At 65.9% G+C, this 22,079-nt stretch carries 20 protein-coding genes; 6 read left to right on the forward strand and 14 right to left on the reverse strand.

Annotation, left to right across the window (positions count from 1 at the left end):
* Positions 1-56: 56 nt before the first annotated feature.
* From VGN46_RS15905 to dusB, 4 genes are all read left to right on the forward strand, one after another.
* Positions 57-635 (forward strand): RNA polymerase sigma factor, encoded by a 579-nt coding sequence (locus VGN46_RS15905; RefSeq protein WP_331644931.1) that lies wholly within the window; start codon positions 57-59, stop codon positions 633-635.
* A complete protein-coding gene (locus VGN46_RS15910; protein ID WP_331644933.1) occupies positions 632-1,282 on the forward strand; it encodes a zf-HC2 domain-containing protein in 651 nt (216 codons plus the stop codon). The genes VGN46_RS15905 and VGN46_RS15910 overlap by 4 nt, the downstream gene beginning before the upstream one ends.
* Positions 1,279-2,574, forward strand: coding sequence for a S8 family serine peptidase (locus VGN46_RS15915; RefSeq protein ID WP_331644935.1), 1,296 nt, complete (start codon positions 1,279-1,281; stop codon positions 2,572-2,574). Before VGN46_RS15910 ends, VGN46_RS15915 begins: the two co-directional genes overlap by 4 nt.
* 91 nt (positions 2,575-2,665) lie before the next feature.
* Positions 2,666-3,652 (forward strand): tRNA dihydrouridine synthase DusB, encoded by a 987-nt coding sequence (dusB, locus tag VGN46_RS15920; protein ID WP_331644937.1) that lies wholly within the window; start codon positions 2,666-2,668, stop codon positions 3,650-3,652.
* Positions 3,653-3,723: 71 nt separating this feature from the next.
* On the opposite strand, the gene VGN46_RS15925 is transcribed toward dusB, so the two are convergent.
* The 10 genes from VGN46_RS15925 to VGN46_RS15970 all read right to left on the reverse strand — a co-directional run bounded on the left by VGN46_RS15925 (position 3,724) and on the right by VGN46_RS15970 (position 13,898).
* The gene (locus VGN46_RS15925) at positions 3,724-4,596 is read right to left on the reverse strand and encodes a hypothetical protein (RefSeq protein ID WP_331644939.1); all 873 of its coding nucleotides are present in this window, start codon (positions 4,594-4,596) and stop codon (positions 3,724-3,726) included.
* Positions 4,597-4,608: 12 nt separating this feature from the next.
* Complete coding sequence (locus VGN46_RS15930; protein WP_331644941.1) at positions 4,609-5,376, reverse strand: SDR family oxidoreductase; 768 nt, start codon at positions 5,374-5,376, stop codon at positions 4,609-4,611.
* Positions 5,377-5,613: 237 nt separating this feature from the next.
* Positions 5,614-6,900, reverse strand: coding sequence for a dicarboxylate/amino acid:cation symporter (locus VGN46_RS15935; RefSeq protein ID WP_331644943.1), 1,287 nt, complete (start codon positions 6,898-6,900; stop codon positions 5,614-5,616).
* An 11-nt stretch (positions 6,901-6,911) separates the two neighbouring features.
* Complete coding sequence (locus VGN46_RS15940) at positions 6,912-7,793, reverse strand: amidohydrolase family protein (RefSeq protein ID WP_331644945.1); 882 nt, start codon at positions 7,791-7,793, stop codon at positions 6,912-6,914.
* Positions 7,786-8,475 (reverse strand): 4-carboxy-4-hydroxy-2-oxoadipate aldolase/oxaloacetate decarboxylase, encoded by a 690-nt coding sequence (locus VGN46_RS15945; protein WP_331644987.1) that lies wholly within the window; start codon positions 8,473-8,475, stop codon positions 7,786-7,788. The genes VGN46_RS15940 and VGN46_RS15945 overlap by 8 nt, the downstream gene beginning before the upstream one ends.
* The gene (locus tag VGN46_RS15950) at positions 8,475-9,197 is read right to left on the reverse strand and encodes a PIG-L deacetylase family protein (protein ID WP_331644947.1); all 723 of its coding nucleotides are present in this window, start codon (positions 9,195-9,197) and stop codon (positions 8,475-8,477) included. The genes VGN46_RS15945 and VGN46_RS15950 overlap by 1 nt, the downstream gene beginning before the upstream one ends.
* A 21-nt stretch (positions 9,198-9,218) precedes the next feature.
* Entirely contained in the window at positions 9,219-10,301 is a 1,083-nt protein-coding gene (locus VGN46_RS15955; RefSeq protein ID WP_331644949.1) for a 4-oxalomesaconate tautomerase, read from the reverse strand.
* A gap of 139 nt (positions 10,302-10,440) precedes the next feature.
* Positions 10,441-11,355 carry a LysR substrate-binding domain-containing protein gene (locus VGN46_RS15960; RefSeq protein ID WP_331644951.1) on the reverse strand — a complete coding sequence of 305 codons (915 nt, stop codon included), beginning with the start codon at positions 11,353-11,355 and terminating at the stop codon, positions 10,441-10,443.
* 37 nt (positions 11,356-11,392) lie between these two features.
* Positions 11,393-12,760: a carbohydrate porin gene (locus VGN46_RS15965; RefSeq protein WP_331644953.1), complete on the reverse strand. Its 1,368-nt coding sequence runs from the start codon at positions 12,758-12,760 to the stop codon at positions 11,393-11,395.
* 118 nt (positions 12,761-12,878) lie between these two features.
* On the reverse strand, positions 12,879-13,898 hold the full coding sequence (locus VGN46_RS15970; protein ID WP_331644955.1) for a hypothetical protein: 1,020 nt from the start codon (positions 13,896-13,898) through the stop codon (positions 12,879-12,881).
* Between the two features lie 169 nt (positions 13,899-14,067).
* Here VGN46_RS15970 and VGN46_RS15975 point away from each other — a divergent pair, with 169 nt between their 5' ends.
* The gene (locus VGN46_RS15975) at positions 14,068-16,401 is read left to right on the forward strand and encodes an FdhF/YdeP family oxidoreductase (protein WP_331644957.1); all 2,334 of its coding nucleotides are present in this window, start codon (positions 14,068-14,070) and stop codon (positions 16,399-16,401) included.
* Positions 16,391-17,296 (forward strand): formate dehydrogenase accessory sulfurtransferase FdhD, encoded by a 906-nt coding sequence (gene fdhD, locus VGN46_RS15980; protein WP_331644959.1) that lies wholly within the window; start codon positions 16,391-16,393, stop codon positions 17,294-17,296. Before VGN46_RS15975 ends, fdhD begins: the two co-directional genes overlap by 11 nt.
* A gap of 75 nt (positions 17,297-17,371) precedes the next feature.
* Here fdhD and VGN46_RS15985 read toward each other — a convergent pair whose 3' ends face one another.
* The 4 genes from VGN46_RS15985 to fusA form a co-directional block, all read right to left on the reverse strand.
* On the reverse strand, positions 17,372-17,710 hold the full coding sequence (locus VGN46_RS15985; RefSeq protein WP_331644961.1) for a DUF7009 family protein: 339 nt from the start codon (positions 17,708-17,710) through the stop codon (positions 17,372-17,374).
* Positions 17,707-18,264, reverse strand: a complete 558-nt coding sequence (gene mobA / locus VGN46_RS15990) for a molybdenum cofactor guanylyltransferase (protein ID WP_331644963.1) — start codon at positions 18,262-18,264, stop codon at positions 17,707-17,709. The genes VGN46_RS15985 and mobA overlap by 4 nt, the downstream gene beginning before the upstream one ends.
* A complete protein-coding gene (locus tag VGN46_RS15995) occupies positions 18,234-19,430 on the reverse strand; it encodes a molybdopterin molybdotransferase MoeA (RefSeq protein WP_331644965.1) in 1,197 nt (398 codons plus the stop codon). Before VGN46_RS15995 ends, mobA begins: the two co-directional genes overlap by 31 nt.
* Before the next feature lie 94 nt (positions 19,431-19,524).
* Entirely contained in the window at positions 19,525-21,591 is a 2,067-nt protein-coding gene (fusA, locus tag VGN46_RS16000; RefSeq protein ID WP_331644967.1) for an elongation factor G, read from the reverse strand.
* Between the last annotated feature and the right edge of the window lie 488 nt (positions 21,592-22,079).

A 22,079-nucleotide genomic window follows, 5' to 3' on the forward strand; every position in this document is an offset into this window, starting at 1 on the left:
ACCATCCGGCCCCTCTAGCGCACTTACGGTCCAGGCACCCAACGTAACCGAACGCCATGACCCAGGCCGATACCGACGCTACTGACCGCCTGCTCCTGCAGCGGATGTCCGCGGGCGACCGCGCCGCGCTGACGGTGATGTACCGCGGCTACCACGGCCGGCTGACCCGGTTCCTGGCCCGCCTGACCCGCCGCTCCGACATCATCGAGGAAGTCATCAACGACACGTTCTGGATCGTCTGGCAGAAGGCAGCCAGCTTCCAGGGCGAATCGCGGGTCTCCACCTGGATCATGGGTATCGCCTACCGTTGTGGCCTGAAATCCCTGCGCCAGCACGGCAGCGAGCCGGTGGACGAGGACAGCATCCCGGAAGATCGTGTTCCCTCGCACGATCCGGGCGATGACCGCGAACTGCGCGACTGGCTGGGCCGGGGCATGGAACGCCTTTCGGCCGACCAGCGCGTGGTCGTGGAACTCGTCTACGGCATCGGCCACTCGCTCGACGACGTGGCGGCGATCATGCAATGCCCCGTCGGGACCGTGAAGGCGCGACTTTTCCATGCGCGCGTCAAGCTGCGCAACGTACTACCGGGCCTGGCCGGCGAAACGGCCCTGTCCAAGGAGAAACTGCCATGACCCGCCCCACCCCAGCCGGCAGGGACTGTGCCCGCGCCTGGGAAGCGATGCCCTGGATCCTCCAGGCCACTGCCAGCCGCGAACAGGAAACCTGGCTCGATAGCCATATGGCCACCTGCGACAACTGCCGCGCCGAATTCGAGCAGCAGCGGAAACTCGCGCGCGCCGTACAGCTGCCTTCCGATGTGAATCTCGATCCCGAACTGGGCCTGCAGCGCCTGTTCGCCCGCCTTGATGTGGATGACCCACAGCAGGCCGAGCCCGTGGTGCGCCAGGCCAGCCATGGCTGGCTGCTGCGCAGCCTTGCCGCCGCGGTGGTGTTGCAGGCCGTGGGCCTGGGCGCCCTGGGCCTGAAGCTGTGGTCGACCTCCGATGCCACGGCGCCCACGGCGTACCGCACGCTCAGCAACGACGCGCCGGCCGCACCGCAAGGTGCGATCCACGTGGTGCCGGACAAGACCCTGAGCATGTCGGACTGGAATGACCTGCTCCAGGCCCAGCACCTGCGCATCGTGGATGGTCCGAACAGTGTGGGCGCCTTTACGGTGCAGTCCGCCGATGCGGCGGTCACCGCGAAACAGGCCGCCGCTCGCCTGCGCGGCACGCACGGCATCCGTTTCGCGGAACCGGTCACCGGGACGCCATGAACAAAGCGTTGCTCCTGCTCGCCCTGGCCGTGGCCACGCTTTCGGGCTGCGCCAGCACGCGCCCGGCAGGCGCGGTTCTGACCACGCCCACGCCCGAACGTAGCGACGCGAGCGTGGCGGCAGGCATGGATAGTTCCCGCGACATCGTGCTTGCCGTTTCCAACCCGCTGGAACCCGCCGCGACCCACGCGGGTTCGAGCCTGCTCGGTTACGCGCCGGCACCCAATTACGGTGCGGGCCAACGCGCGCGTTCGCTGCTTTCCGACCTGCGCCGCCAGTACGGCTGGAATGAAGTCGGCGGCTGGCCAATCCGGGCGTTGGGCGTTTACTGCATCGTGCTTCGCCCGCCCTCCGGCATGGATCGCGATGCGCTGATCGCCGCGCTCGTGAAGGACCAACGTGTGGAACTGGCCCAGCCGCTGCAGGAATACGCGGTGTATTCGAGCCAGGACGAAGAACGCTACAACGACCCGTATACCGACCTTCAACGCGGCTTCGTCGAGACACACGCCGCGGAAGCACACACCGTGAGCCAGGGCGAAGGCGTGCAGGTCGCCGTCGTCGATACCGGCGTGGACACCGCGCATCCGGACCTGAAAGGCCACCTCGCCGGCGTCCGCGACGAGGTCGCCGACAACGACAAGGCCTTCGCCAGCGATCGCCACGGTACCGAAGTAGCAGGCATCATCGCCGCGGTCGGCAACAACCACCAGGGCATGGTGGGCATGGCACCGAAGGCGAAGGTCAGCGTGTACAAGGCCTGCTGGTACGTCGACGAAAAGAGCGGTGCGCGCTGCAATTCGTTCACCCTGGCCAAGGCACTCGCGGCGGTGAACGACACCGATGCACGCGTCATCAACCTGAGCCTCGGTGGGCCGGCGGATCCGCTGCTCGGCAGGCTGCTCGACCAGTTGCTCGCCCAGGGCCGTATCGTTATCGCCGCCTTGCCGCCAAATGGCGATGCACGCGGCTTCCCCGATAGTGCGCCCGGTGTGATTGTCGTTCGCAGCAGCACAAACGGTCCCGCACCAGCGGGCGTGGTGAGCGCCCCGGGCAATGACATCCTCACCACCCAGCCCGGTGGCGGTTACGACTTCACCTCCGGCTCGTCGATGGCTACCGCGCACGTCAGCGGCATCGTCGCCCTGCTGCTCTCGGTCGCGCCCGGCCTGGACGCCCAAAGCGTCCGCGACATCCTCCTGCGGACCAGCGCCCCGACCCACGGCCTGGTCCAGGTCGACGCGGCAGCCGCCGTCGACGCCATCCCCAAAAAAGCCCTCGCCAAGCGCTAAAGCCTGTGTAGGAGCGCGCTTGCGCGCGATGCGTGCTCGCCGCAACCCCCATCGCGCGCAAGCGCGCTCCTACAGGTAAAATGGCGGGATCATGCGCATCGGCCCCCACACCATCGCACCTGCCGTAGTCCTCGCGCCCATGGCCGGCGTCACCGACAAACCGTTCCGGCTCCTGTGCAAGCGCATGGGCGCCGGTCTCGCCGTGTCTGAGATGACTACGGCCGATCCGCGCCTGTGGAACACCCGCAAGTCGCTCCACCGCATGGACCATGACGGCGAACCCGAACCGGTCAGCGTGCAGATCGCCGGGTACGACCCGGGCATGCTGGCTGAGGCTGCCCGCTACAACGCGGACAACGGCGCGCAGATCGTCGACATCAACATGGGTTGCCCGGCCAAGAAGGTCTGCAACGTGTGGTCAGGTTCTGCGTTGCTGCAGGACGAACCGCTGGTCGGCCGCATTCTCGAGGCCGTGGTGAAGTCCGTCGACATCCCGGTCACGCTGAAAATCCGCACCGGCTGGAATCGCGATAATCGCAACGCCCTGACCATCGCGCGCATCGCCCAGGATGCCGGCATTGCCGCACTGGCTGTACACGGCCGCACGCGCGCCGACAAGTACGAAGGCGATGCCGAGTACGCAACGATCGCCGCGGTGAAAGCGAGTGTATCGATACCCGTGCTTGCCAACGGCGACATCACCACGCCCGACAAGGCGCGCGAAGTACTCGCCGCCACCGGTGCCGATGCGATCATGGTGGGCCGCGGCGCGCAGGGCCGCCCGTGGATCTTCCGCGAGATCGCCCACCACCTCGCCACCGGCGAGTACCTGGCCGAGCCCACGCCGCATGAAGTGCGCGACATCCTCGTCGGCCACCTCGAACATCTGTACGCGTTCTACGGCGAACTGATGGGCGTACGCATCGCCCGCAAGCACCTCGGCTGGTACGCAAAAGATCGCCCGGAAAACGCGGCGTTCCGTCACGTGGTGAACCGCGCCGAAGATGCCACCACCCAGCTCCGCCTCACCCGCGATTACTTCGACGCACTGGCCGCCGGCACCTCGCTGGCCGCCTGACAGCACCTTGTAGGAGCGCGCTTGCGCGCGATGGGTCTTTCCGCGAGCACTAATCGCGCGCAAGCGCGCTCCTACAAGGGATAGCCGGAGAGCCAGAGGGCGATGTTTTTTGCGTAGAGGCGGATGGAGCGTTGTGCTTCGGGGGAGCCGGCGAGGGCATGGCCGGGGGCTTCGCTGACGAAGCTCGGCGCGCCGAAGGCAGGATCCCAGTTGTAGTCGGCGAAATGGTGGAAGGTGGACGCAGCGATGGCCGGACCGATGTCGTCATGCGGCTCGAAGGCAACGGCGATATTGAAGTCGCGCCCGCTGAGCTTGCTCCGGCCGGTCGCGATCACGCGCGCGCTGTTGTCGTTCTCCGGCTGGCCTACCGCGCCCTCGTGCGGGTGTGATGGAAGAAACCGAAGCGCTCCATCCGCGGATGTCGCATCGCGCAGCACAGGATGCAGCGGCAGCGACGGCTCGATCTGCTGGAAATCGCCGTTAGCACCGGAGTGATAGTTTGGCCACGAGATGTCGCTGGTGATGGTGTCGTCTATCCGGCACCGGGTCGGATCAGGGTCCGGGTTCTTTGAGTGGAAGAAGTGCGCGGCACCGACGCCACCCAGCGTGCAGACCGAACTGCCCAGATCCATGTGGTCGCGGGCGACCATCAGGCCGCCACCCTGCCACCGAAAACGGCTGATCGCGCCGCAGTCGTCCGGCGTGAGACCGCTTCCGACATCGACGGCAAACAGCCAGAGCTCGTCATAATCGGAGGTGTCCAGCGTCGACAACACGCTATCCGGCGCACCAAGTGGGTCGCGGTCGCGCATGGTGACCTCGAACAGCGGGGCGCCGTCGCCGCCGCGCATGTCGGCAAGCGTGTCGCGTAACAAGCTGAAGCGCCCGATATGCCAGTCATCCGCATCGTAGGGAATCGTGGTCTGCATGAGGATTCGTTTCATCGCCTGTTCTCTTTACCAATTCGCTTTCGCGTATTCAGACCCTTGAAGCCACGTCGCAAACCCTACGGGACAGCGATGCGCGGCGTCACATGGCACGAGCGAGTGTTCCTCGAGCACCGCGCCGAAATAAGGTGCATGTTCATCAATCAGCACGTCGACAGGCGACTCCAGGTCATTGAGGAACCGCTTCACGATGTCCGACATACGCTCACGTTCCGGACCGGCCATCTCTAGCGTCGTGTTGCGTGGCGGATCCAGGGCGATCTGCACCATCGCTTCGGCCACGTCGGTGGAAGCGACGGGCTGGATGTATGCGGGCGACAGGCGCAAGGCCTGGCCCGAGACACCGCCCGCCTCAACAATCGCAAGAAGGAACTCATAGAACTGCGTCGCGTGCAGGATCGTGTAGGGAATCCCCGATGCACGAATCATGTCTTCTGCGGCGCCTTTGCCACGGAAATATGGGCTGTTGCGCAGCCGGTCGGTGCCGACCACGGAGATGGCGACGTGATGACGCACACCTGCGCGTGCTTCCGCGGCAAGTAGGTGGCGAGCGCCCTGCGAAAAGAAGTCGTAAGAGGGTTCACCGTAGGGCGCAGCGGAGTTGCTCGCATCCACGACCACGTCGGCACCTGCCAGGGCGGCGTCCAGGCCGGTACCCGACACGATATCCACGCCCGTCGCACGGGATGCCGCGACAGCCTCGTGCCCACGCTCGTTCAGCAGGGCCACGATCTGCCGCCCGACCAGCCCGTTCCCACCGATGACGACGATCTTCATGGGGCACCTCCACCTGGAGCATGGATTCCAGGCCTAAGCCTAGGCCGGCCACCCCAGGCGAGCTAGCCACGGGACGGTACATAGCGCGTTGCCTGCAGGGCGACAATGCCGGGCTACCGGGCCTGCGTTGCCCAACCTACCATGAGCCCACGCCGCCCGACTTGTAGGAGCGCGCTTGCGCGCGATGGGGCTTGTCGCGAGCACCCATCGCGCGCAAGCGCGCTCCTACAAGGGATATCAGCTCTTTTGTAAGGCGGCGGCCAGCTTGCTGCGGTCGAGTTCTTTTTCCCAGGCGCAGACGACGATGGCAGCGACGCCATTGCCGACGAGGTTGGTCATGGCCAGGCCGGTGCCGAGGAAGCGGTGAATGCCGAGGATGAGGACCATGCCAGCGACTGGAACGACCGGCACCACGCTGAGCGTCGAGGCGAGCATCACCAACGCCGCGCCGGCGACACCGGAGGCGCCTTTCGAGGTCAGCATGCCGACGATCGCCACGGTGATCTGCTGCTCCAGCGTCAGGTCGACATTCAGCGCCTGGGCGATGAACAGGATTGCCATCGTCAGGTAGATATTGGTGCCATCCAGGTTGAACGAGTAGCCCGTCGGCACGACGAGGCCGACGGTTTCCTTCGGGCAACCTGCCTCTTCCATCTTGCGCATCAGCGGCGCCAGCACCACTTCGGACGAGGAGGTGCCGAGCACGATCAACAGCTCATCCTTGATGTACCCGCAGAAGCGCAGGATGCTGAAGCCGCATAGCCGCCCGACGATACCAAGGATAAGCACCACGAAGATCACGCAGACCAGGTAGAAGCTGCCGATCAGCTCCATGAGCGGCACCAGCGCCACCACGCCGTACTTGCCGATGGTGAAGGCGATGGCGCCAAACGCGCCGATCGACGACACCGCCGTGATGTAGTGCACGATCTTGAAGAACACCTGGGCGCCGGCTTCGATCACGTCGTATACCGGCTTGCCCCGCTCGCCCGTGGCGGCCAGCGCGCAACCGAACAGCACCGAAATGAGCAAGATCGACAGCACGTCGCCCTTCGCGAACGCATTCACGAACGTCGTGGGGATGATGCCGAGCAGGAACTCGATCGACTCGATGTTGTGGCCCTGGGCGACGAACGAAGCGACCTCGTTGGACTTCAGAGTCGTCGGATCGACATTGAAGCCCGTGCCCGGGTGAAAGATGTGCCCAGCCACGAGGCCAAAGAACAACGCCACGGTCGAGATGACTTCGAAGTACAACAGCGCCTTTCCACCGACCCGGCCCACCTTGCGCATATCGCGCATGCCGGCAATGCCCGTCACCACCGTGCAGAAGATGATCGGCCCGATCACCATGCGGATCAGTGCGATGAAGGCGTCGCCGAGCGGCTTCATCGCCACGGCGTACTTCGGCGAGAGGTAGCCGAGAATGACGCCGAGGACTACCGCCACCAACACCTGCACGTAGAGCTGGCGATAGAACGGCTTGCGCGGACGCGCTGGCGGGAGGGTGGCGGTGTTGGGCATGGTCACGCTCTTCAGGCGAAGTCGTAAAGGCGCGCGGGATTATCCACGAGCAGGCGATGGCGCGAGGTCTCGTCGGGGCAGAAGCGGACCATCAGGTCCACGAGGCCGCCATCGTTCGGCATATCCTTCGAGATGTTCGGGTGCGGGAAGTCCGTACCCCAGAGCACGCGATCCGGCGCGCTCTCGATCAGGGCCTGGGCAAACGGGATCGCATCGTCGAACGGGCGCTTGCCCACCGAGACGCGTTCGGCGCCACAGACCTTCACCCAGGCCAGGGGATTGTCGCGCATCAGCGCCAGCAGCAGGCGGAATGGTTCCTGTTCCACGCCCTTCGCCGCCTGCACGCGGCCCATGTGATCGATGACGAAGGGAACGCGGATCTTCGCAAGGACGTCCTGCAGTTCGACGATATCCTGCGCATCCAGGTGCAGCACGACATGCCAGCCCATCTCGGCGACGCGATCGAGCACGCGCCAGAACACCTGCATGTCCGGACGGCCGCCCAGGTGCTGCACAAAGTTGAAGCGCACGGCACGCACGCCGCCGTCGTCCAGCGTGGCTAGGCCCTTCTCGTCGATACCGTCGTCCACGATCGCCACGCCGCGGTAGCGGCCGTTGCTGCGGGCGATAGCGTCTAGCATGGCCGTGTTATCGGTGCCATGGCAGCTCGCCTGCACGATCACGCCACGGTCCAAGCCGAGGAAGTCATGCAGCGCCACGAGGTGCTCGTACGGCGCGTCGGGTGGGGTATAGCTGCGGTCCGGCGCGTAAGGGAAGCGATCCGCCGGACCGAACACATGGCAATGCGCATCGCATGACCGAGGTGGCATGACCTGCAACGGCTTCGTCGGATTCGGATCGGGCGGCAGGCAGCTTTTGAGCGGGTTATTCATTCGGCAGGTCGTCCACATAACGCAGGCCGGCTTCTGCCAGGCGCGGGCGCATATCGTAAATATCCAGGCCAAGCTCACCCGCCGCGAGGCGTTCGCGCTTGGCTTCTTCATTCAGCACACGCTTGCGCGATGCCGCGATGGCGCTGTCGACCGCGGCATGCGGCACGACCACGACGCCATCGTCGTCCGCGACGATCGCGTCGCCTGCTTTCACGAGCTGGCCACCTATCACGACCGGCACGTTGACCGACCCGAGCGTCGCCTTGACCGTACCGCGCGCATGCACGGCCTTCGCCCACACGGGAAAGCCCATGCGGCGCAGCTCGGCGCTATCACGCACGCCGGCGTCGATGACCAGACCGACGACGCCGCGCGCCACCAGCGACGTGGCCAGCAGGTCGCCAAACATGCCATCGGTGTTCTCGGTGGTGCAGGCCACGACCAGCACATCGCCCGGACGGCACTGCTCCACCGCCACGTGCAGCATCCAGTTATCCCCCGGCTGGGCTAACACGGTGACCGCGGAGCCGGCGATGGCGCGATCCTGCTGGATCGGCTGGATCGGCGGCAGGAACAGGCCCACGCGCCCCTGGGCCTCGTGCAAGGTCGCGACGCCCATGGCGGCGAGCGTGTCGGCCTGGTCATGCGTGATGGAGGGACGGTTGCGGACCACGACGCCCATCATGCCAGCGTGCCCTGGGTCACGTGCGGGAAGACCCGCTGGAAAGCCTCGGCGTACTTGATCTTGAAATCGGAGTTACGCGTCGCCTGGGCACCGCGCTGCAGGCCGACGCGGGTGTAGTACTCCCACAGGTGTTCCTGCGCCCGCATGGTTTCGAACGCGGCCTGCTTCTTGTCCCACACCGAGGAAATGTCGAGGAACAGTTCCGGCTTCCATTCGCACTGCTCCGGCTGGTGCGGTTCGAATAGGAACACCGGCGGGGCGCCGATCACCGGCACCTCCGGATCATGTCCGTGCGCCTGGGCGACGACGCGCGCCTCCTGGGCCACGTGAGTCGCGAGCGGATGGTCGAAGTTATACGGATCCTTCAGCGAATGGCTGAGCACGAACGACGGGCGCCATTCGCGATAGACCTTGGCCAGGTGGAAGACCACGTTGAGGTCGGCGCGCATCGGGTAGTCGCCGATGTCGAGGAATTCGACGCTGGCACCGAGGATGCCTGCGGCCTCTTCGGCCTCGGCGCGACGGTCCGTCTTTACCTTGTCCATGGTCATGCCGGCCTGGCGCCACAGCTTCGCGGATTCACCGCGCTCGCCGAACGAGAGGCAGACGATGTGGACCTTCCAGCCCTGCGCGGCATGCAGGGCAATGGCGCCGCCGGCGCGCCAGACGAAATCGGCGGAATGGGCACTGACGATGAGTGCCGTCTTGTTCTCGGACATGGGGATCTCCGTGGGAGGGGGTTAGTCGGCGGGGCCCGACCAGATCGAAGGGGAAACCGGCACCGTGCCGCGCATCAGCAAGCGCGCGGTGCGCAGCAAGGCGGCGCGGACCACGCGGCCGTTCTCCAGGCCGAGCTCCACGCTGAATTCGCCGGTGGGGTGTTCGATCGACAGCCTGCGGGCATCGCCCTGCCCCGCCTCGGCGACGGCGGCGGCGACGGTTCCGGGCATCACCGCCGCGGTGGCGACGGTGACCGCGCCGAGCACGCCGATCGAGGTGTGGCAATCGTGCGGAATAAACGTGCGGGTACCGAGGGCACCGCCGTGGCGTGGCTTCGATACCAAGGTGATCTTCGGTACCGGCTTTGACGTCACATCGCCGAGGTTCATCAGCGGACCCGCTTTCAGGCGCAAGGCTTCGATGCGGGCTTTCAACGTGGTGTCTGCATCGAGCGCATCGGGGCGCTCCTCACCGGTGATGCCGAGGTCGGCGGCGGCGATCAGCATCACCGGCATGCCGTTATCGATCAGGGTGACTTCGATACCGTCGATCGTGTCGCGCAGGCGCCCGGTCGGCAGCAGCGAGCCTGCAAGCGAGCCTTCGGTATCGAGGAAGCCACAGGTCACCGGCGCGGAGGGGCGCGGCACGCCATCGATGCGTGCTTCGCCGTCGTACAGCGGGCGGCGGCCGGGGGTCTGGATGGTGATCTCGGCGATGACGCCGGTATTCACCGTGCGTACGCGCCGGGTCGTCGTGCCTTCGTCGGCCTCGATGAGGCCGGCTTCGATAGCAGCGGGCAGCGCGGCCGCGAGCATGTTGCCGCAGTTGGGCGTGGTATCGACCCAGGCGTCGGCGATGCCGACCTGGCCGAACAGGAAATCCAGGTCGGCGACCCCACCGATCGGCACCGAAAGGATGCCGGTCTTGCTGGTCAGCGGTTTCGCCCCACCGAGACCATCGATCTGGCGCTCATCGGGCGAGCCCATCGCCGCCAGGATCACCGCGTCGCGGGTAGCGACGTCGTCGGGGAGATCACTCGCGCGGAAAAACGGCCCCTTCGAGGTGCCGCCGCGCATGTACCAGCAGGGAATTTCGTGCGACATCGGGTTAGCGTCACGCTATGCGGGGAACCATGGCGATGGTCCCCACCCCCGCCGGTCCGAACAACGCAATCCGCCGCTTTTCTGCTATGCATGAATTGCATGTCTTTGCAGATGGCATGCAAATGCCGCATTGCACAATCTAGCGATCGGTATCCAGGCGGCCTTCGGCAATCAACTGGTCGACAATCTCCAGCGCCTTCTCGGTGATCGCGCTGGTCGGCCGCTGCGTGGGCGTGGCCACCACGAGCCGCGTGGTGATCTGCGGCATCACGATCGGCACGGCATGCAGGTCGTGCTCGCCGCGCCGGCTCAGCAGCGCATTGCGCGAGAGCACGCCATAGCCCACGCCGCGTTCGACCAGATCGAGCAGCGAGCGCACCGAATCGATCTCCAGGCGGATATCGAGTGCGACGCCATAGCGCGCGGCATCGGCTTCGATCAGCTGGCGCACCGAGTGCAGCGGCGACGGGATGATCAGCGGGTACTGGCCCAGCGTGGCCAGTGGCACCGTGTCTGGCAAGGTGCGCCCATCGCGCGTCGTGCCGATGAGGTTGAGTTCTTCGGAATGCACATGGCGGAAACGCATGTTCGCGTTCACCGCCGGGTTGTACAGCAACGCGCAGTCGAGCCGCCCCAGTTGCAACCATTCGAGCAGGCTCGCGCTCAACGCTTCCACCACGCTGATCTGCGCCTGCGGGTAGCGCTCGCGGAAGCGCATCACCAGTTCAACAGTGAGCGCGGAACCGACGCTCGGCGGCAAGCCGATCGCGAGCTTGCCGGCGTAGACACCGCGGCTCTGGCCGAGCGAAAGCCTTGCTACTTCCACCTGGCGGAGGATGCCGCGGCCGTGTTCAACCAGCTCCCGCCCCGCTTCAGTCGGCACGACGCCACGACCGTTACGCTCCAGCAGGTGCGTGCCCAGCTCGATTTCGAGCTGGCGGACCTGGCGGCTGAGCAGGGATTGCGAGACATCGAGCGTCGCCGCGGCACGCGTGAGGCTGCCGAACTCGACGATACGAATAAAGCTCTGCAGGTGTTTCAGGTCCAAGGTCACGGCGCGCGGCAGCCTGGGTGCGGTGATTATGGGGCTTTTACTGGCTGCCGGGGCCACCCATGTTCACCATGACACGCAGGCCGATCACGATGGCGTTGGCCGGTACCTTGCGCACGCCCACCGTGTTGCCCAGCACATCCGGGTGCACGATGTACTGCAGGTTCGGCACCAGGCTAACCACCGGGAACAGCTTGTAGCTGTAGTTGAGCTCGGTCATCAGCTCGTCGCGCTTGAAGTGGCCATCACCCTTGTTCTTGGTGATGAGATCATCCTCGAAGCCCACGGCCTTGCGGCTGAAGCGGAACCAGGTGGCCTGGAAGCCAAGCGAGTCGGTGGGCCGTGAGCGCGAAAGTCCCGTCCACAGCAGGCCCGCCGTGGACTGCAGCGTGTAGTTTTCCGCGTTATCCATGGGCCCGGTGGCAGAAGCGAAGACCGCGAGATTGCGCGTATCGCTGTTCGGATCGGGCTTCCACACCACCTTGTCGGCCAGCACGTAAAGGCCGTAGCGGCCACCCTGGTAATTGCGTGCCGTGCCGCCCAGCAGGGCGCGATGTTGGCCCTTGCTATTGAGTTCGGGGTCGGTGAACGGTGCGGAGTTATACCAGCCGCCGATCTTCAGGTGCCGCGGGTAAGGGTCGGTCGCGAAGCTTGTTTCGTAGCCGACTTCGACCGGAATCATCACGCCCGTGGCGTTGTTCAGGCCCCAGTTGATGCCGTTGTTATTGCGCCGGTCCGGGTTGATCTCGAACGCGCCGATCGAGAGGTAGCGCGCATCGGGCTGGTACTTCACCCGCGCACCCCAGTTCACGTACGGGAAACCGCTGAAACCGCCGGAGGTGTTAGTGAGCTGGTACGGGCAATCCGGTGCGCTGACAAAGCGGCAACCATACGTCGAACGGGCGAATTGCCAGGTGGCGTTCATGCGTCCGGCCAGCACGTTGATGTGACTGTCCTTGAACTGCTGTTCCCAGGTCAGCTGGGCCAGCTCCCACTGGCGCTTCGGATACCAGTAACCCTGGATCTTCTGCAGGACGCCGATGTCGTCCGCCGCCACGCTGTGGCCGTAGTAGCGCGCGAAAGTGATGTGCATCTTGCCACCTTCGATACCGGCGAGCTTGCCCATATCGAGATCGGCACCGCCGACCGCGCCGCCACCGTTGGTCGCGCCAAGACGCTCACCGCCACGCACGCTCGCTGCCCAGTCGTTGGCCCAGACGAAGCGCAGCGAAATGCCCTCGGCGCGCAGCTTGTCGACCGGGCCGCCCTTGTCTTTCGGCGTGGCGGGTGCCGTCTGGCGCGGCGCCTGGGCATCGGACGTGGCCTGTGCATCGGGCGTGGTCTGCGCGACGGCGCCCATGGCGACGAGCGCGGCAAGAAAGGCGAGCGTGGTACGGCGAAGCATCATCGGTTCAGATCCCCAGGGCCGATGTATCGGCGAAAGCGGAGGCGATGCTGGCCGCCCCAGCGCCTGGGAACAACGCGATGCTCAACGTATCAGGTATGCAATTCCTGCATGTTTGCGCTTACGCCATGCATTTTGTGCATTGCAGCACGGGATCTTGCGCCTCGGCAGCGCGGCGTAAATCGTCGGAAAGACCCAACGTGCCGTAGCGCACCACGTAGGCATCCAGCGTGCGAAGGAAGGCTTCGTCGAACGACCAGCGGCCATGCGAAGCACCTTCACGACCCTCGTCATAGACCTGGGCGAGCAACGCAGCGCATTCACCACGGTAGCCGAGCGCCAGGAAGGCAGCTGCGGCCCGGGCCACCTCGCCGAGCGGCGCGCGCGCGAACCCGGTGACACCCGGGGCATCGGCGTGGAAGCCCGCCTCACTGCAAGACAATTTCAGCGCAAGGGCCTCACGCAGCCGGGTATCGAAGTCGTCGCCCTTGTAGCGGCAACGGTCGCTCCACCAGGTCCAGTAATGGATGGTGTCGCCGAGTGCGTGCAGCGCCCCCGCCGCAAGGGCCGGGCCGCCCGTGATAGGCGCGTCACCGATCATGAAGGCGACGCTTTCTCCGGCGGCAAGGTGCACATCGACGGTAGCCTGATCGGCGCCCCAGGCGAGGGGTCGCGAGCAGGCGAGGTACCAGCCATCGGCTGCTTCCGCTTCGGTGTTCGCGGCCATCGCAAGGCGGGCTGCACAGACCAGCTGAAACGATCCTTCGCCCTCGGTGCAGGTCACGATGCGAATAAAGCGGCCCGCAGGCACGGCTTCCGTCTGGCCCGGGCGCCCCTCGGCGACGGCAAGGAAATCGACCACGCGCAGTTCGGCATCGGCAGCGCGGCCGACCGTCTCCAACACGTTGGTGCCGGGCACGTACGCGCTGAGCCAGTGCACCTCATCGTCCGTCTGCAGGCTAAGCAACGGATGTCCGGGGCGCGACGGATACAACGAACCGACCGTGCGATCCAACGCCAGCGACACCAGCGCAGCATCCGCGCTGATACGGGCATGCCCGCGCATGTCGCCGATGGCGAGGCCGAGCGGAGCCAGGCCATCCTCGTGGACGGCCGTGAGCCGGGAGTGTGGCAAAGACATAAAAAGATTCCGGGGGCGCCTGGGGAGGGACGCCGAGCGGCGCGGAGGTTGGGGGTTGCGGCGAAAAATCGACGTGAAACTTTTGTTCTTTGCTTACGCGTCTGTTTAATTCGCGGGCAAGGCCCGGCGTAGAATGGCGGCACGACAGAACTTCTTGCGAATCAGGCCCATGAGCGACAAACGCGTCCCCGGCATCGACGACTACGACAGCCCCGCCGGCGGCTGGGGCGCCCTGGGCGCCGTGGCCCGCGCCTTGAGCGGCCAGATGGCCATCGCGCGCGAATCGATCGCGCTGCACAAGGTGAACCAGCCGCACGGTTTCGACTGCCCCGGCTGTGCCTGGCCGGATCCGAAAGAAACCTCGTCGTTCGAATTCTGCGAGAACGGGGCCAAGGCCGTGTCCTGGGAGGCGACCGCCAAGCGGGTGCGCCCGGAGTTCTTCGCAAAGAACCCCGTGGCCGAGCTGTGGAAACTCAGCGACTACACCCTGGAGGGGCTGGGCCGCCTGACTCACCCCCTGGCCTACGATGCCGGCTCCGATACGTTCCAGCCTATCGCGTGGGACGAAGCCTTCCAGCGCATCGGCACCGCCCTGCGCGCCCTGCCCGATCCGAACATGGCCGAGTTCTACACCTCGGGCCGCGCCTCGAACGAAGCCGCCTTCCTTTACCAGCTGTTCGTCCGCGAGTTCGGCACCAACAATTTCCCCGACTGCTCGAACATGTGCCACGAAGCCACCAGCGTGGGCCTGCCGAAGTCGCTGGGCTCGGGCAAGGGCACGGTCCTGCTCGAGGACTTCGACCACTGCGACGCGATCTTCTGTATCGGCCACAACCCCGGCACCAACCACCCGCGTATGCTCTCGACGCTGCGAGAAGCCTCGCTACGCGGCGTGCCGATCGTGGTGATCAACCCCATGCCCGAGCGCGGCCTCGAGCGCTTCACGTCCCCACAGCATCCCGTTGAAATGATCACCGGTAAATCGGTGCGCATCGCTTCCACCTATTACAAGGTGAAGATCGGCGGCGATGTCGCCGTGCTCAAGGGGATGATGAAGTACCTGGTGGAAGAAGACGTCATCGCGCGCGAGGCCGGCCTTCCGCCGGTGATCGATCATGCGTTTATCGCGGAGAACACCGAGGGTTTCGAGGCGCTGGTCGACGACGTCAAGGCCACGCGCTGGGCCGATATCGAACGCAAGAGTGGACTCTCGCGCGGCGAGATCGAGTATGCCGCAGCGATCTATGCGAAAGCGAAAGCGGTGATCGTCTGCTATGGCATGGGTATCACCCAGCACCAGCACGGCACCGAGAACGTCCAGCAGATCGCCAACCTGCTACTCATGCGTGGCAACATCGGCCGCCAGGGCGCGGGCATCTGCCCCCTGCGCGGACACAGCAACGTGCAGGGCGATCGCACCGTCGGCATCACCGAGAAGCCGAACGCGGAGCTCAACGAGGGCATCCGCCGCACCTACGGCTTCGAGCCGCCGGTCGAGCATGGCCACGATGCCGTCGCGTCCATCATCGCGATCCGCCAAGGCCGCTCAAAAGCGATGATCGCGCTGGGTGGCAACCTCGCCGTGGCCATGCCCGATACCGAGGAAACCTTCCAGGCCATGCGCAAGCTCGACCTCGCCGTGCATGTGGCGACCAAGCTCAACCGCTCGCACCTGTTGCTGGCGAAGGAAACGCTGATCCTGCCTTGCCTGGGCCGCACTGAACTGGATGTGCAGGCCACGGGTCCACAAGCGGTGACCGTGGAAGATTCGATGTCGATGGTGCATGCCTCCGCCGGTACGCTCACGCCAGCCTCGGAGCACCTTCGGTCCGAGCCGTGGATCGTCGCCGGCATCGCCAAGGCCGCACTACCCGCGACACGGGTGAACTGGGATGCGCTGGTCGGTGACTACAACCTGATCCGCGACGACATCGAGAAGGTGTTCCCGATCTTCTTCGACTTCAACAGGCGGGTGAACGTGCCGGGCGGTTTCCGCCTGCGTGTCGCCGCCAGCGAGCGCGACTGGGCGACGCCCAGCAAGCGCGCGCAATTCCTGCTCGCCCGCGGCCTCGATGAAGACGACCAGCTGGAGGAAGGTGGGTTGATGCTGACCACCATCCGTTCGCATGATCAGTACAACACCACGATTTATGGCTTGAACGACCGCTACCGTGGTGTCACCGGCCGTCGCGATGTCGTGTTCATGCATGCCGGTGACCTGGCCGCGCGTGGCCTGAAACACGGTGACCGCATCGATATCTTCGCGACGGGGCGCAATGTCGCCGACGGCCGCCAGCGTGCGGTGCGCGGTTTTACCGCCGTGGCTTATGACATCGCCGAGGGCTCGGTGGCCATGTACTACCCGGAGGGCAATGCGCTCATTTCGCTGGAGAACCACGACAGCCAGTCGGGCACACCGACTTACAAGTCGGTGCCGGTACGTATCGTTGCCACGACCGAGCCTGCGCCGACGCGAAAGAAGGCAACGACCCATGCGGCATGAACATGCACCGCCCGCCGGTAGCGCGCGACGTACGGTCACGCGCTATGAGCGTGGCCGTGCCGTGGAAGACAACGACCGGCTCGCCGAGGAGGTACCGGTCGCGCTGCATTTCGACAGCAAGCCCTTTGCGGTGATGATGGCCTCACCCGTTGACCTCGAGGACTTCGCCCGCGGCTTCGCACTCACCGAGAACCGGGTCGAGGATGCACGCGATATCGAATCCATCGAAGTCCATGAGGTGCTCGAAGGCATCACGATCGATGTGCGTACGCGTGCCGCCGTGACTCAGGAGGCGCCAGATAGGTCACTGGCCTCCGTGCCATCGACGGCCTCCCTAACGGGGCACGACGAGAGCGACGAGCCTTCCTCCGCCTTCGGCACACGAGAAATGACCGGCCGTAGCGGCTGCGGTATCTGCGGCACGCGCGAGCTGGAAGATGTGATCCGCCGCCCGCGACCCGTCGCCGCCGGCACCAACGTCACGCCGGACGCGATCGAACGCGCGCTCGAAGCGTTGCGTGCCGAACAACCGATCAACGCCTTCACCGGTTCAGTGCATGCGGCCGCGTGGGCGCGCACCGATGGCTCACTCATGGTCGTGCGCGAAGATGTAGGCCGACATAACGCGCTGGATAAGCTGATCGGTGCGATGACCCGCCGTGGCATCGATCCACGCGAAGGATTCGCGGTGATCACCAGCCGCGCCAGCTACGAAATGGTAACAAAAGCCGCCGTCGCCGGTATCACCGTGCTGGTCGCCATCTCCGCTCCCACCGCGCTGGCGGTCTCGCTAGCGGCCGACTGCGGCCTGACCCTGGTCGGCTTCGCCCGCCCCGGCCGCTTCAACGTCTACAGCCGCCCCGAGCGCATCCAGAACGCGAGCCCGACCCTGTAGGAGCGCGCTTGCGCGCGATGGGTGCTCGCGGTGACCTCGATCGCGCGCAAGCGCGCTCCTACAAGAGCGGCGTTATCACGGGCGGCGGCGTTTAATGCTGTCTTTGACGTCGATGTCGAAAAGCACCGTCGTGGCAACCGTGTCCTGGCCGGGAATATCGAAGACCAGGCCATCCTTGCTCGGAAGGCGCGCTTTCAACGCCACCAGTTGCGTGCGCGGCACGGCGAGGCGCCATTCGTGCGCATTGCCTTCTAACGCACAGTGCGCCGCGTTCGTGGCATCTACGGCGTAGCGCATCGTGAAGGCCCGCCCAAACGCCGTGGAGCCGAGCAGAGCGACATCGTCGAGCAGCTCGGCCAGTTCATCCTCATCGATGCGGACACGGATCGTGTCGTTCTCCAGCTGCACTCTCATGCGTTCGCCTCGCGCCAGTCATCGGGGGTGTTGCAGTTCGCCAGGGCCTGGCTATCGACCCGGTCCAGCGATAGTGTCGCCACGCCGATGCGCGCCTGCAAGGCGGACACCGAGCACTCGCGGCCTTCCAAACCGATCAGCTCGGCAAGCGTCGCGCGGCTCGTCGTATCGAGGGTCAGTCGCATCGGCAACGGATGCCCCGCCCAGCGCGTGGCGCGCATGCGTCGCTCATCTCGCAGGGGCGCGAGCGTGACCGCGTCGAGCCTGGGCATGTCGACCGGCACCACGAGCAGTTCGCCATCGGCAAGCTCGCCCGCCACACTGGCGATGCCGCCGATCGGCCCTTTCATCGGCCAGCGGTCGGCGATGCCACCGTGGGCTTCGCCGCTGATCACCACGCGCTCCATGCCTGCTTCAAGCAGTATCGCGTGGGTACGTTCAAGCAACGTGCGGCCGTCGATACGCAACAGCGCCTTGTCTTCGCCCATGCGCGACGAACGGCCGCCGGCGAGGATGACACCGATCACGGCGCGCCCGCCGGATCTATCGGCCACGCATCCACCACCTCGCCGAACTCGCTCTCCGCGGTGAGCCATGTGTTCGCCAGGCTGAAGGGGACGATGCGGTAAGCCGCCTGGTTTCGCTGTGGTCGGGCCACCTGGCGCCCTTCGTTATCAGCCTCGAGCCGACCCAGCGCAAAGTGGTACAGGCCGGGACGCACGGCACTGCCTTCGACGAGGCGCACTCGTGAAGGCCGCTCGGGCGGTAACGCCGCCATCGCGCGCAGGACCGGCGCGACAAAGAAACGGTGGCCCACTGCCACGGCGATAGGGTTGCCAGGCAGGCCCAGGACCAGCGGGCCGCCATCGAAATGCGCAGCGAGGATCGGTTTCCCGGGGCGAATCGCCACCTTATGGAACAACTCGCGCGCACCCATGGCGGCCAGCGCAGACGGGACGAAATCGAAGCGTCCGGCGGACACGGCACCGGTAGTCACGATCAGGTCGGTGCCGGTCGCGCGCGCTTCTTCCACCGCCTGGTGGAAGGCATCTCCGGTATCGGGTACGCGACGACGCGTCAGCTGCTCGACGCCCCACGACGCCAACATCGCCTCGAGGAAGGGTCCGTTCGAATCGTGGATGCCGCCTTCAGGCAAGGGACCGCTGGCGTGCAGTTCGCTGCCGGTGTTGATGATGGCGATGCGTGGACGCCGCGCGACGCTCAGCGAATCGATGCCCAGCGCGGCGAGCAGCATGATCGCCGTGGCGTCGATACGCCGGCCCGCGGGCAAGGCTGCGGCATCGCGAGCGATGTCACCCCCCGCGTAACGGATGTTCTGTCCGCGCTTCTCGTCCTGGGTGATGCGCACGCGCTCACCCTCACGCTCGCAGCGTTCCACCGGCACGACCGTATCGAAGCCATCGGGGACGCGTGCGCCCGTGGCGATCTCGCAGGCTTCCCCACCGGGGTACGCGATGGTCCCATCGCCTGCGGCCTGCATGCCAGCGACCGTGTACCGGGTGCCGGCGGGTATGTCGCCAGCGCCCTGGCGAATGGCGTAACCATCCATGGCGGCGTTGTCGAACGAGGGAAGCGACAGCGGGCTGCTGACCGCTTCGGCCAGGACGCGCCCCATGGCAAGGGAAAGGCCCACCCGCTCGGTATCGAGCGGGCGGGCCTCTTTCAACAGGACGGCCAGGGCATCGGCATAAGTAAGCATGCGCCAAGCCTAACCCGTAGGAGCGCGCTTGCGCGCGATGGGGTCTATCGCGAGCACTCATCGCGCGCAAGCGCACTCCTACAACAGCAGCCTGTCAGGCTTGCTTCCTTGCTTCCTGCACCGTGGCCGGGCGGTAGGCGTGGAAGGCCACCGTGGCCGAGGCGCGGCCCTGGCTCAGGCTGCGTAGCGTGGTGCTGTACCCGTCGAGCTGGGCCAGTGGCACGTCGGCTTCGATCTCCGTGCGCTCCTGCTTGTCAGTCAGGTTCACGATCTGGCCGCCACGGCGCTGCAGGTCGCCCAGCACATCACCCACCGCCACGCCTGGCGCGGACACCGAGACCCGCATCACCGGCTCAAGCAACACCGTGCCGGTGGCCTCCAGGGCTGCCTTCACCGCGATCTGCGCGGCACGGTGGAACGCGGCCTCGTTCGAGTCCACGGCGTGCGCCTGACCATCGAGCACCACGATTTCCGTGCCGACCACCGGGAAGCCCCGCGGGCCATCCAGCAGCGCCTGCTCCGCACCCTTCTGCACGGCCGACTGGAACTGCTTGGGGATGACGCCACCGGTCGTACGGTCTTCGTAACGGTTCGCATCGCCTTCGATCGGCGACACGGACAACACCACGCGGGCGTACTGGCCGCTGCCACCGGTCTGCTTGGCGAGCTTGCCTTCGATCGGACCGGACGGCCGGGCCGGCGTTTCCTGGTAAGCCACTCGCGGCGAGCCGGTACGGACCTGCACGCCCCACTCGCGGCGCAGGCGTTCCACCATCACTTCCAGGTGGAGTTCACCCATGCCCCAGACCAGGGTTTCACCGGTTTCCGGATCGGTACTGACACGGAAGGACGGATCCTCCTGGGCCAGCCGAGCCAGGCCGTTGCCGAGCTTGAGCAGGTCAGCCGAACGTTCCGGCGAGAGCCGCCACGACAACACCGCCGGCTGCGCCTGGATGGTTTCCAGGCGCATTTCGTGGTGCGGATCGGACAGCGTTTCGCCAGTACCCACGTCCTTCCAGCCCATGATCGCCACGATGTCACCGGCCTCGGCGGCTTCCACCGCTTCGGTGTCATCGGCGCGGACCACGGCGAGGCGCCCGACGCGCTGCACGCGATCGGTACCGCTACGCCATACCGCGTCGCCGACGTTCAGGCGGCCCGAGTACACGCGCACGAATGCCAGCGGACCATGCGACTGGTTCACCACCTTGAAGACCAGGGCAGCGAGCGGTGCGTTCGCATCCGGCGCCACCTGCACGTCACCCTTGTCGGTATGCGCGACCACGGAGGGGCGATCCACCGGTGAAGGCAGATACGCGACCATGGCGTCGAGCAACGGCTCGATACCGACGTTGCGGAACGCCGAACCCGGCAATACCGGCTGGCCGATACCCGCGAGGGTGCCGCGGCGCAACGCCGCCGTAAGCGCAGCCGCGTCCACGGGCCGTTCCGCCAGCCACAGTTCGGCTAGCGCGTCGTCCTTGTCCGCCACGGCGGCGACGAGTTCCGCGCGCGCATTCGCATGCAACGCACGTTCGGCGTCGGTCCACGGCGTGATGCTGGGCGTGCCTTTGTCGTCGAACAACCAGGTGCGTTCACCGACGAGGTCATAGAGACCCACGATGTGTTCGCCCTCGATCACCGGCTGCGCCACGACCCACGGGTTCGCGCCGAGCTTCTCGCGCATCTGCACGAGGGTCGCGTCGAAGTCGGCGCCGGGGCGGTCCATCTTGTTGACGAACGCCATCAGCGGCACGCCATGCCGGCGCGCCTGGTGCCAGACGGTTTCAGACTGCGGCTGCACGCCGGCCACACCCGAGAACACCACCACGGCGCCATCGAGCACGCGCAGCGAACGTTCCACTTCGATCGCGAAATCGATGTGTCCCGGGGTATCGATCAGGGTAAGGCGATGCGGCTGGCCGCCTTCCGGCGTCCAGTTCGCGCGCACGGCCGCGGCGCCGATCGTGATGCCACGCTCGCGCTCGAGTTCCATGTGATCGGTGGTGGTCGCGCCATCGTGCACCTCACCGGTGCGATGGATCGTGCCGGTCTTATAGAGAAGGCGCTCGGTGAGCGTGGTTTTGCCCGCGTCGACGTGCGCGATGATGCCGAGGTTGCGCCAACGGCCGACGGGGATGGTGGTATCGCGGGTACTCATGGTTGAACAGTTCCAATCAGGGCGCCAGGGGCTCGACTTAGCGTCTTCGAGCGAGGCATTCCCCGAGGCTTAACCGTCGCCCCTGGCGTGGGTGGGACGGATCAGGATCGGGGATCGCGGCAGTTCTTCATGGCACGGTGCTCCGGCAATGGGCTTGGAAAATCAGGGTTAAGAAGATTTCGGGACAAAAAAAAGCACCCTTGCGGGTGCTTTTGGTATTCGTTCGAGGCCCGGCGCCTTACGGCGTGTGGCCTGCCATGGCGCGCGCGCACCCGCGACGCGCCCATGGGGCGTTCGTAGTCAGGTGGATCAATGCGTGCTTGCAGGCAGACATGACGAATCTCGGTGAATGAGCGGCGGATCGTACGCCTGCCCACGAAGGTGAGCAAGCGGCTGCCACCCAAAGTAAGGGCGCCCCCGAGCCTTTCAAGGGCCCCTGTAGGAGCGCGCTTGCGCGCGATGGGTCTGCCGCGAGCACCCATCGCGCG

The sequence above is a fragment of the Luteibacter sp. genome, assembly GCF_036500425.1.
Classification (GTDB): Bacteria; Pseudomonadota; Gammaproteobacteria; order Xanthomonadales; family Rhodanobacteraceae; genus Luteibacter.

Excerpts from the sequence above, each read along its gene's own strand:
- VGN46_RS15965 (WP_331644953.1), bottom strand. The coding sequence starts at position 12,760 with ATGATGCTTCGCCGTACCACGCTCGCCTTTCTTGCCGCGCTCGTCGCC.
- VGN46_RS15970 (WP_331644955.1), bottom strand. The coding sequence starts at position 13,898 with ATGTCTTTGCCACACTCCCGGCTCACGGCCGTCCACGAGGATGGCCTG.
- VGN46_RS15940 (WP_331644945.1), bottom strand. The coding sequence starts at position 7,793 with ATGAATAACCCGCTCAAAAGCTGCCTGCCGCCCGATCCGAATCCGACG.
- VGN46_RS15955 (WP_331644949.1), bottom strand. The coding sequence starts at position 10,301 with ATGTCGCACGAAATTCCCTGCTGGTACATGCGCGGCGGCACCTCGAAG.
- VGN46_RS15975 (WP_331644957.1), top strand. The coding sequence starts at position 14,068 with ATGAGCGACAAACGCGTCCCCGGCATCGACGACTACGACAGCCCCGCC.
- VGN46_RS15945 (WP_331644987.1), bottom strand. The coding sequence starts at position 8,475 with ATGGGCGTCGTGGTCCGCAACCGTCCCTCCATCACGCATGACCAGGCC.
- VGN46_RS15995 (WP_331644965.1), bottom strand. The coding sequence starts at position 19,430 with ATGCTTACTTATGCCGATGCCCTGGCCGTCCTGTTGAAAGAGGCCCGC.
- VGN46_RS15930 (WP_331644941.1), bottom strand. The coding sequence starts at position 5,376 with ATGAAGATCGTCGTCATCGGTGGGAACGGGCTGGTCGGGCGGCAGATC.
- VGN46_RS15935 (WP_331644943.1), bottom strand. The coding sequence starts at position 6,900 with ATGCCCAACACCGCCACCCTCCCGCCAGCGCGTCCGCGCAAGCCGTTC.
- VGN46_RS15910 (WP_331644933.1), top strand. The coding sequence starts at position 632 with ATGACCCGCCCCACCCCAGCCGGCAGGGACTGTGCCCGCGCCTGGGAA.
- fusA (WP_331644967.1), bottom strand. The coding sequence starts at position 21,591 with ATGAGTACCCGCGATACCACCATCCCCGTCGGCCGTTGGCGCAACCTC.
- VGN46_RS15950 (WP_331644947.1), bottom strand. The coding sequence starts at position 9,197 with ATGTCCGAGAACAAGACGGCACTCATCGTCAGTGCCCATTCCGCCGAT.
- dusB (WP_331644937.1), top strand. The coding sequence starts at position 2,666 with ATGCGCATCGGCCCCCACACCATCGCACCTGCCGTAGTCCTCGCGCCC.
- VGN46_RS15925 (WP_331644939.1), bottom strand. The coding sequence starts at position 4,596 with ATGAAACGAATCCTCATGCAGACCACGATTCCCTACGATGCGGATGAC.
- VGN46_RS15985 (WP_331644961.1), bottom strand. The coding sequence starts at position 17,710 with ATGAGAGTGCAGCTGGAGAACGACACGATCCGTGTCCGCATCGATGAG.
- fdhD (WP_331644959.1), top strand. The coding sequence starts at position 16,391 with ATGCGGCATGAACATGCACCGCCCGCCGGTAGCGCGCGACGTACGGTC.
- VGN46_RS15915 (WP_331644935.1), top strand. The coding sequence starts at position 1,279 with ATGAACAAAGCGTTGCTCCTGCTCGCCCTGGCCGTGGCCACGCTTTCG.
- VGN46_RS15905 (WP_331644931.1), top strand. The coding sequence starts at position 57 with ATGACCCAGGCCGATACCGACGCTACTGACCGCCTGCTCCTGCAGCGG.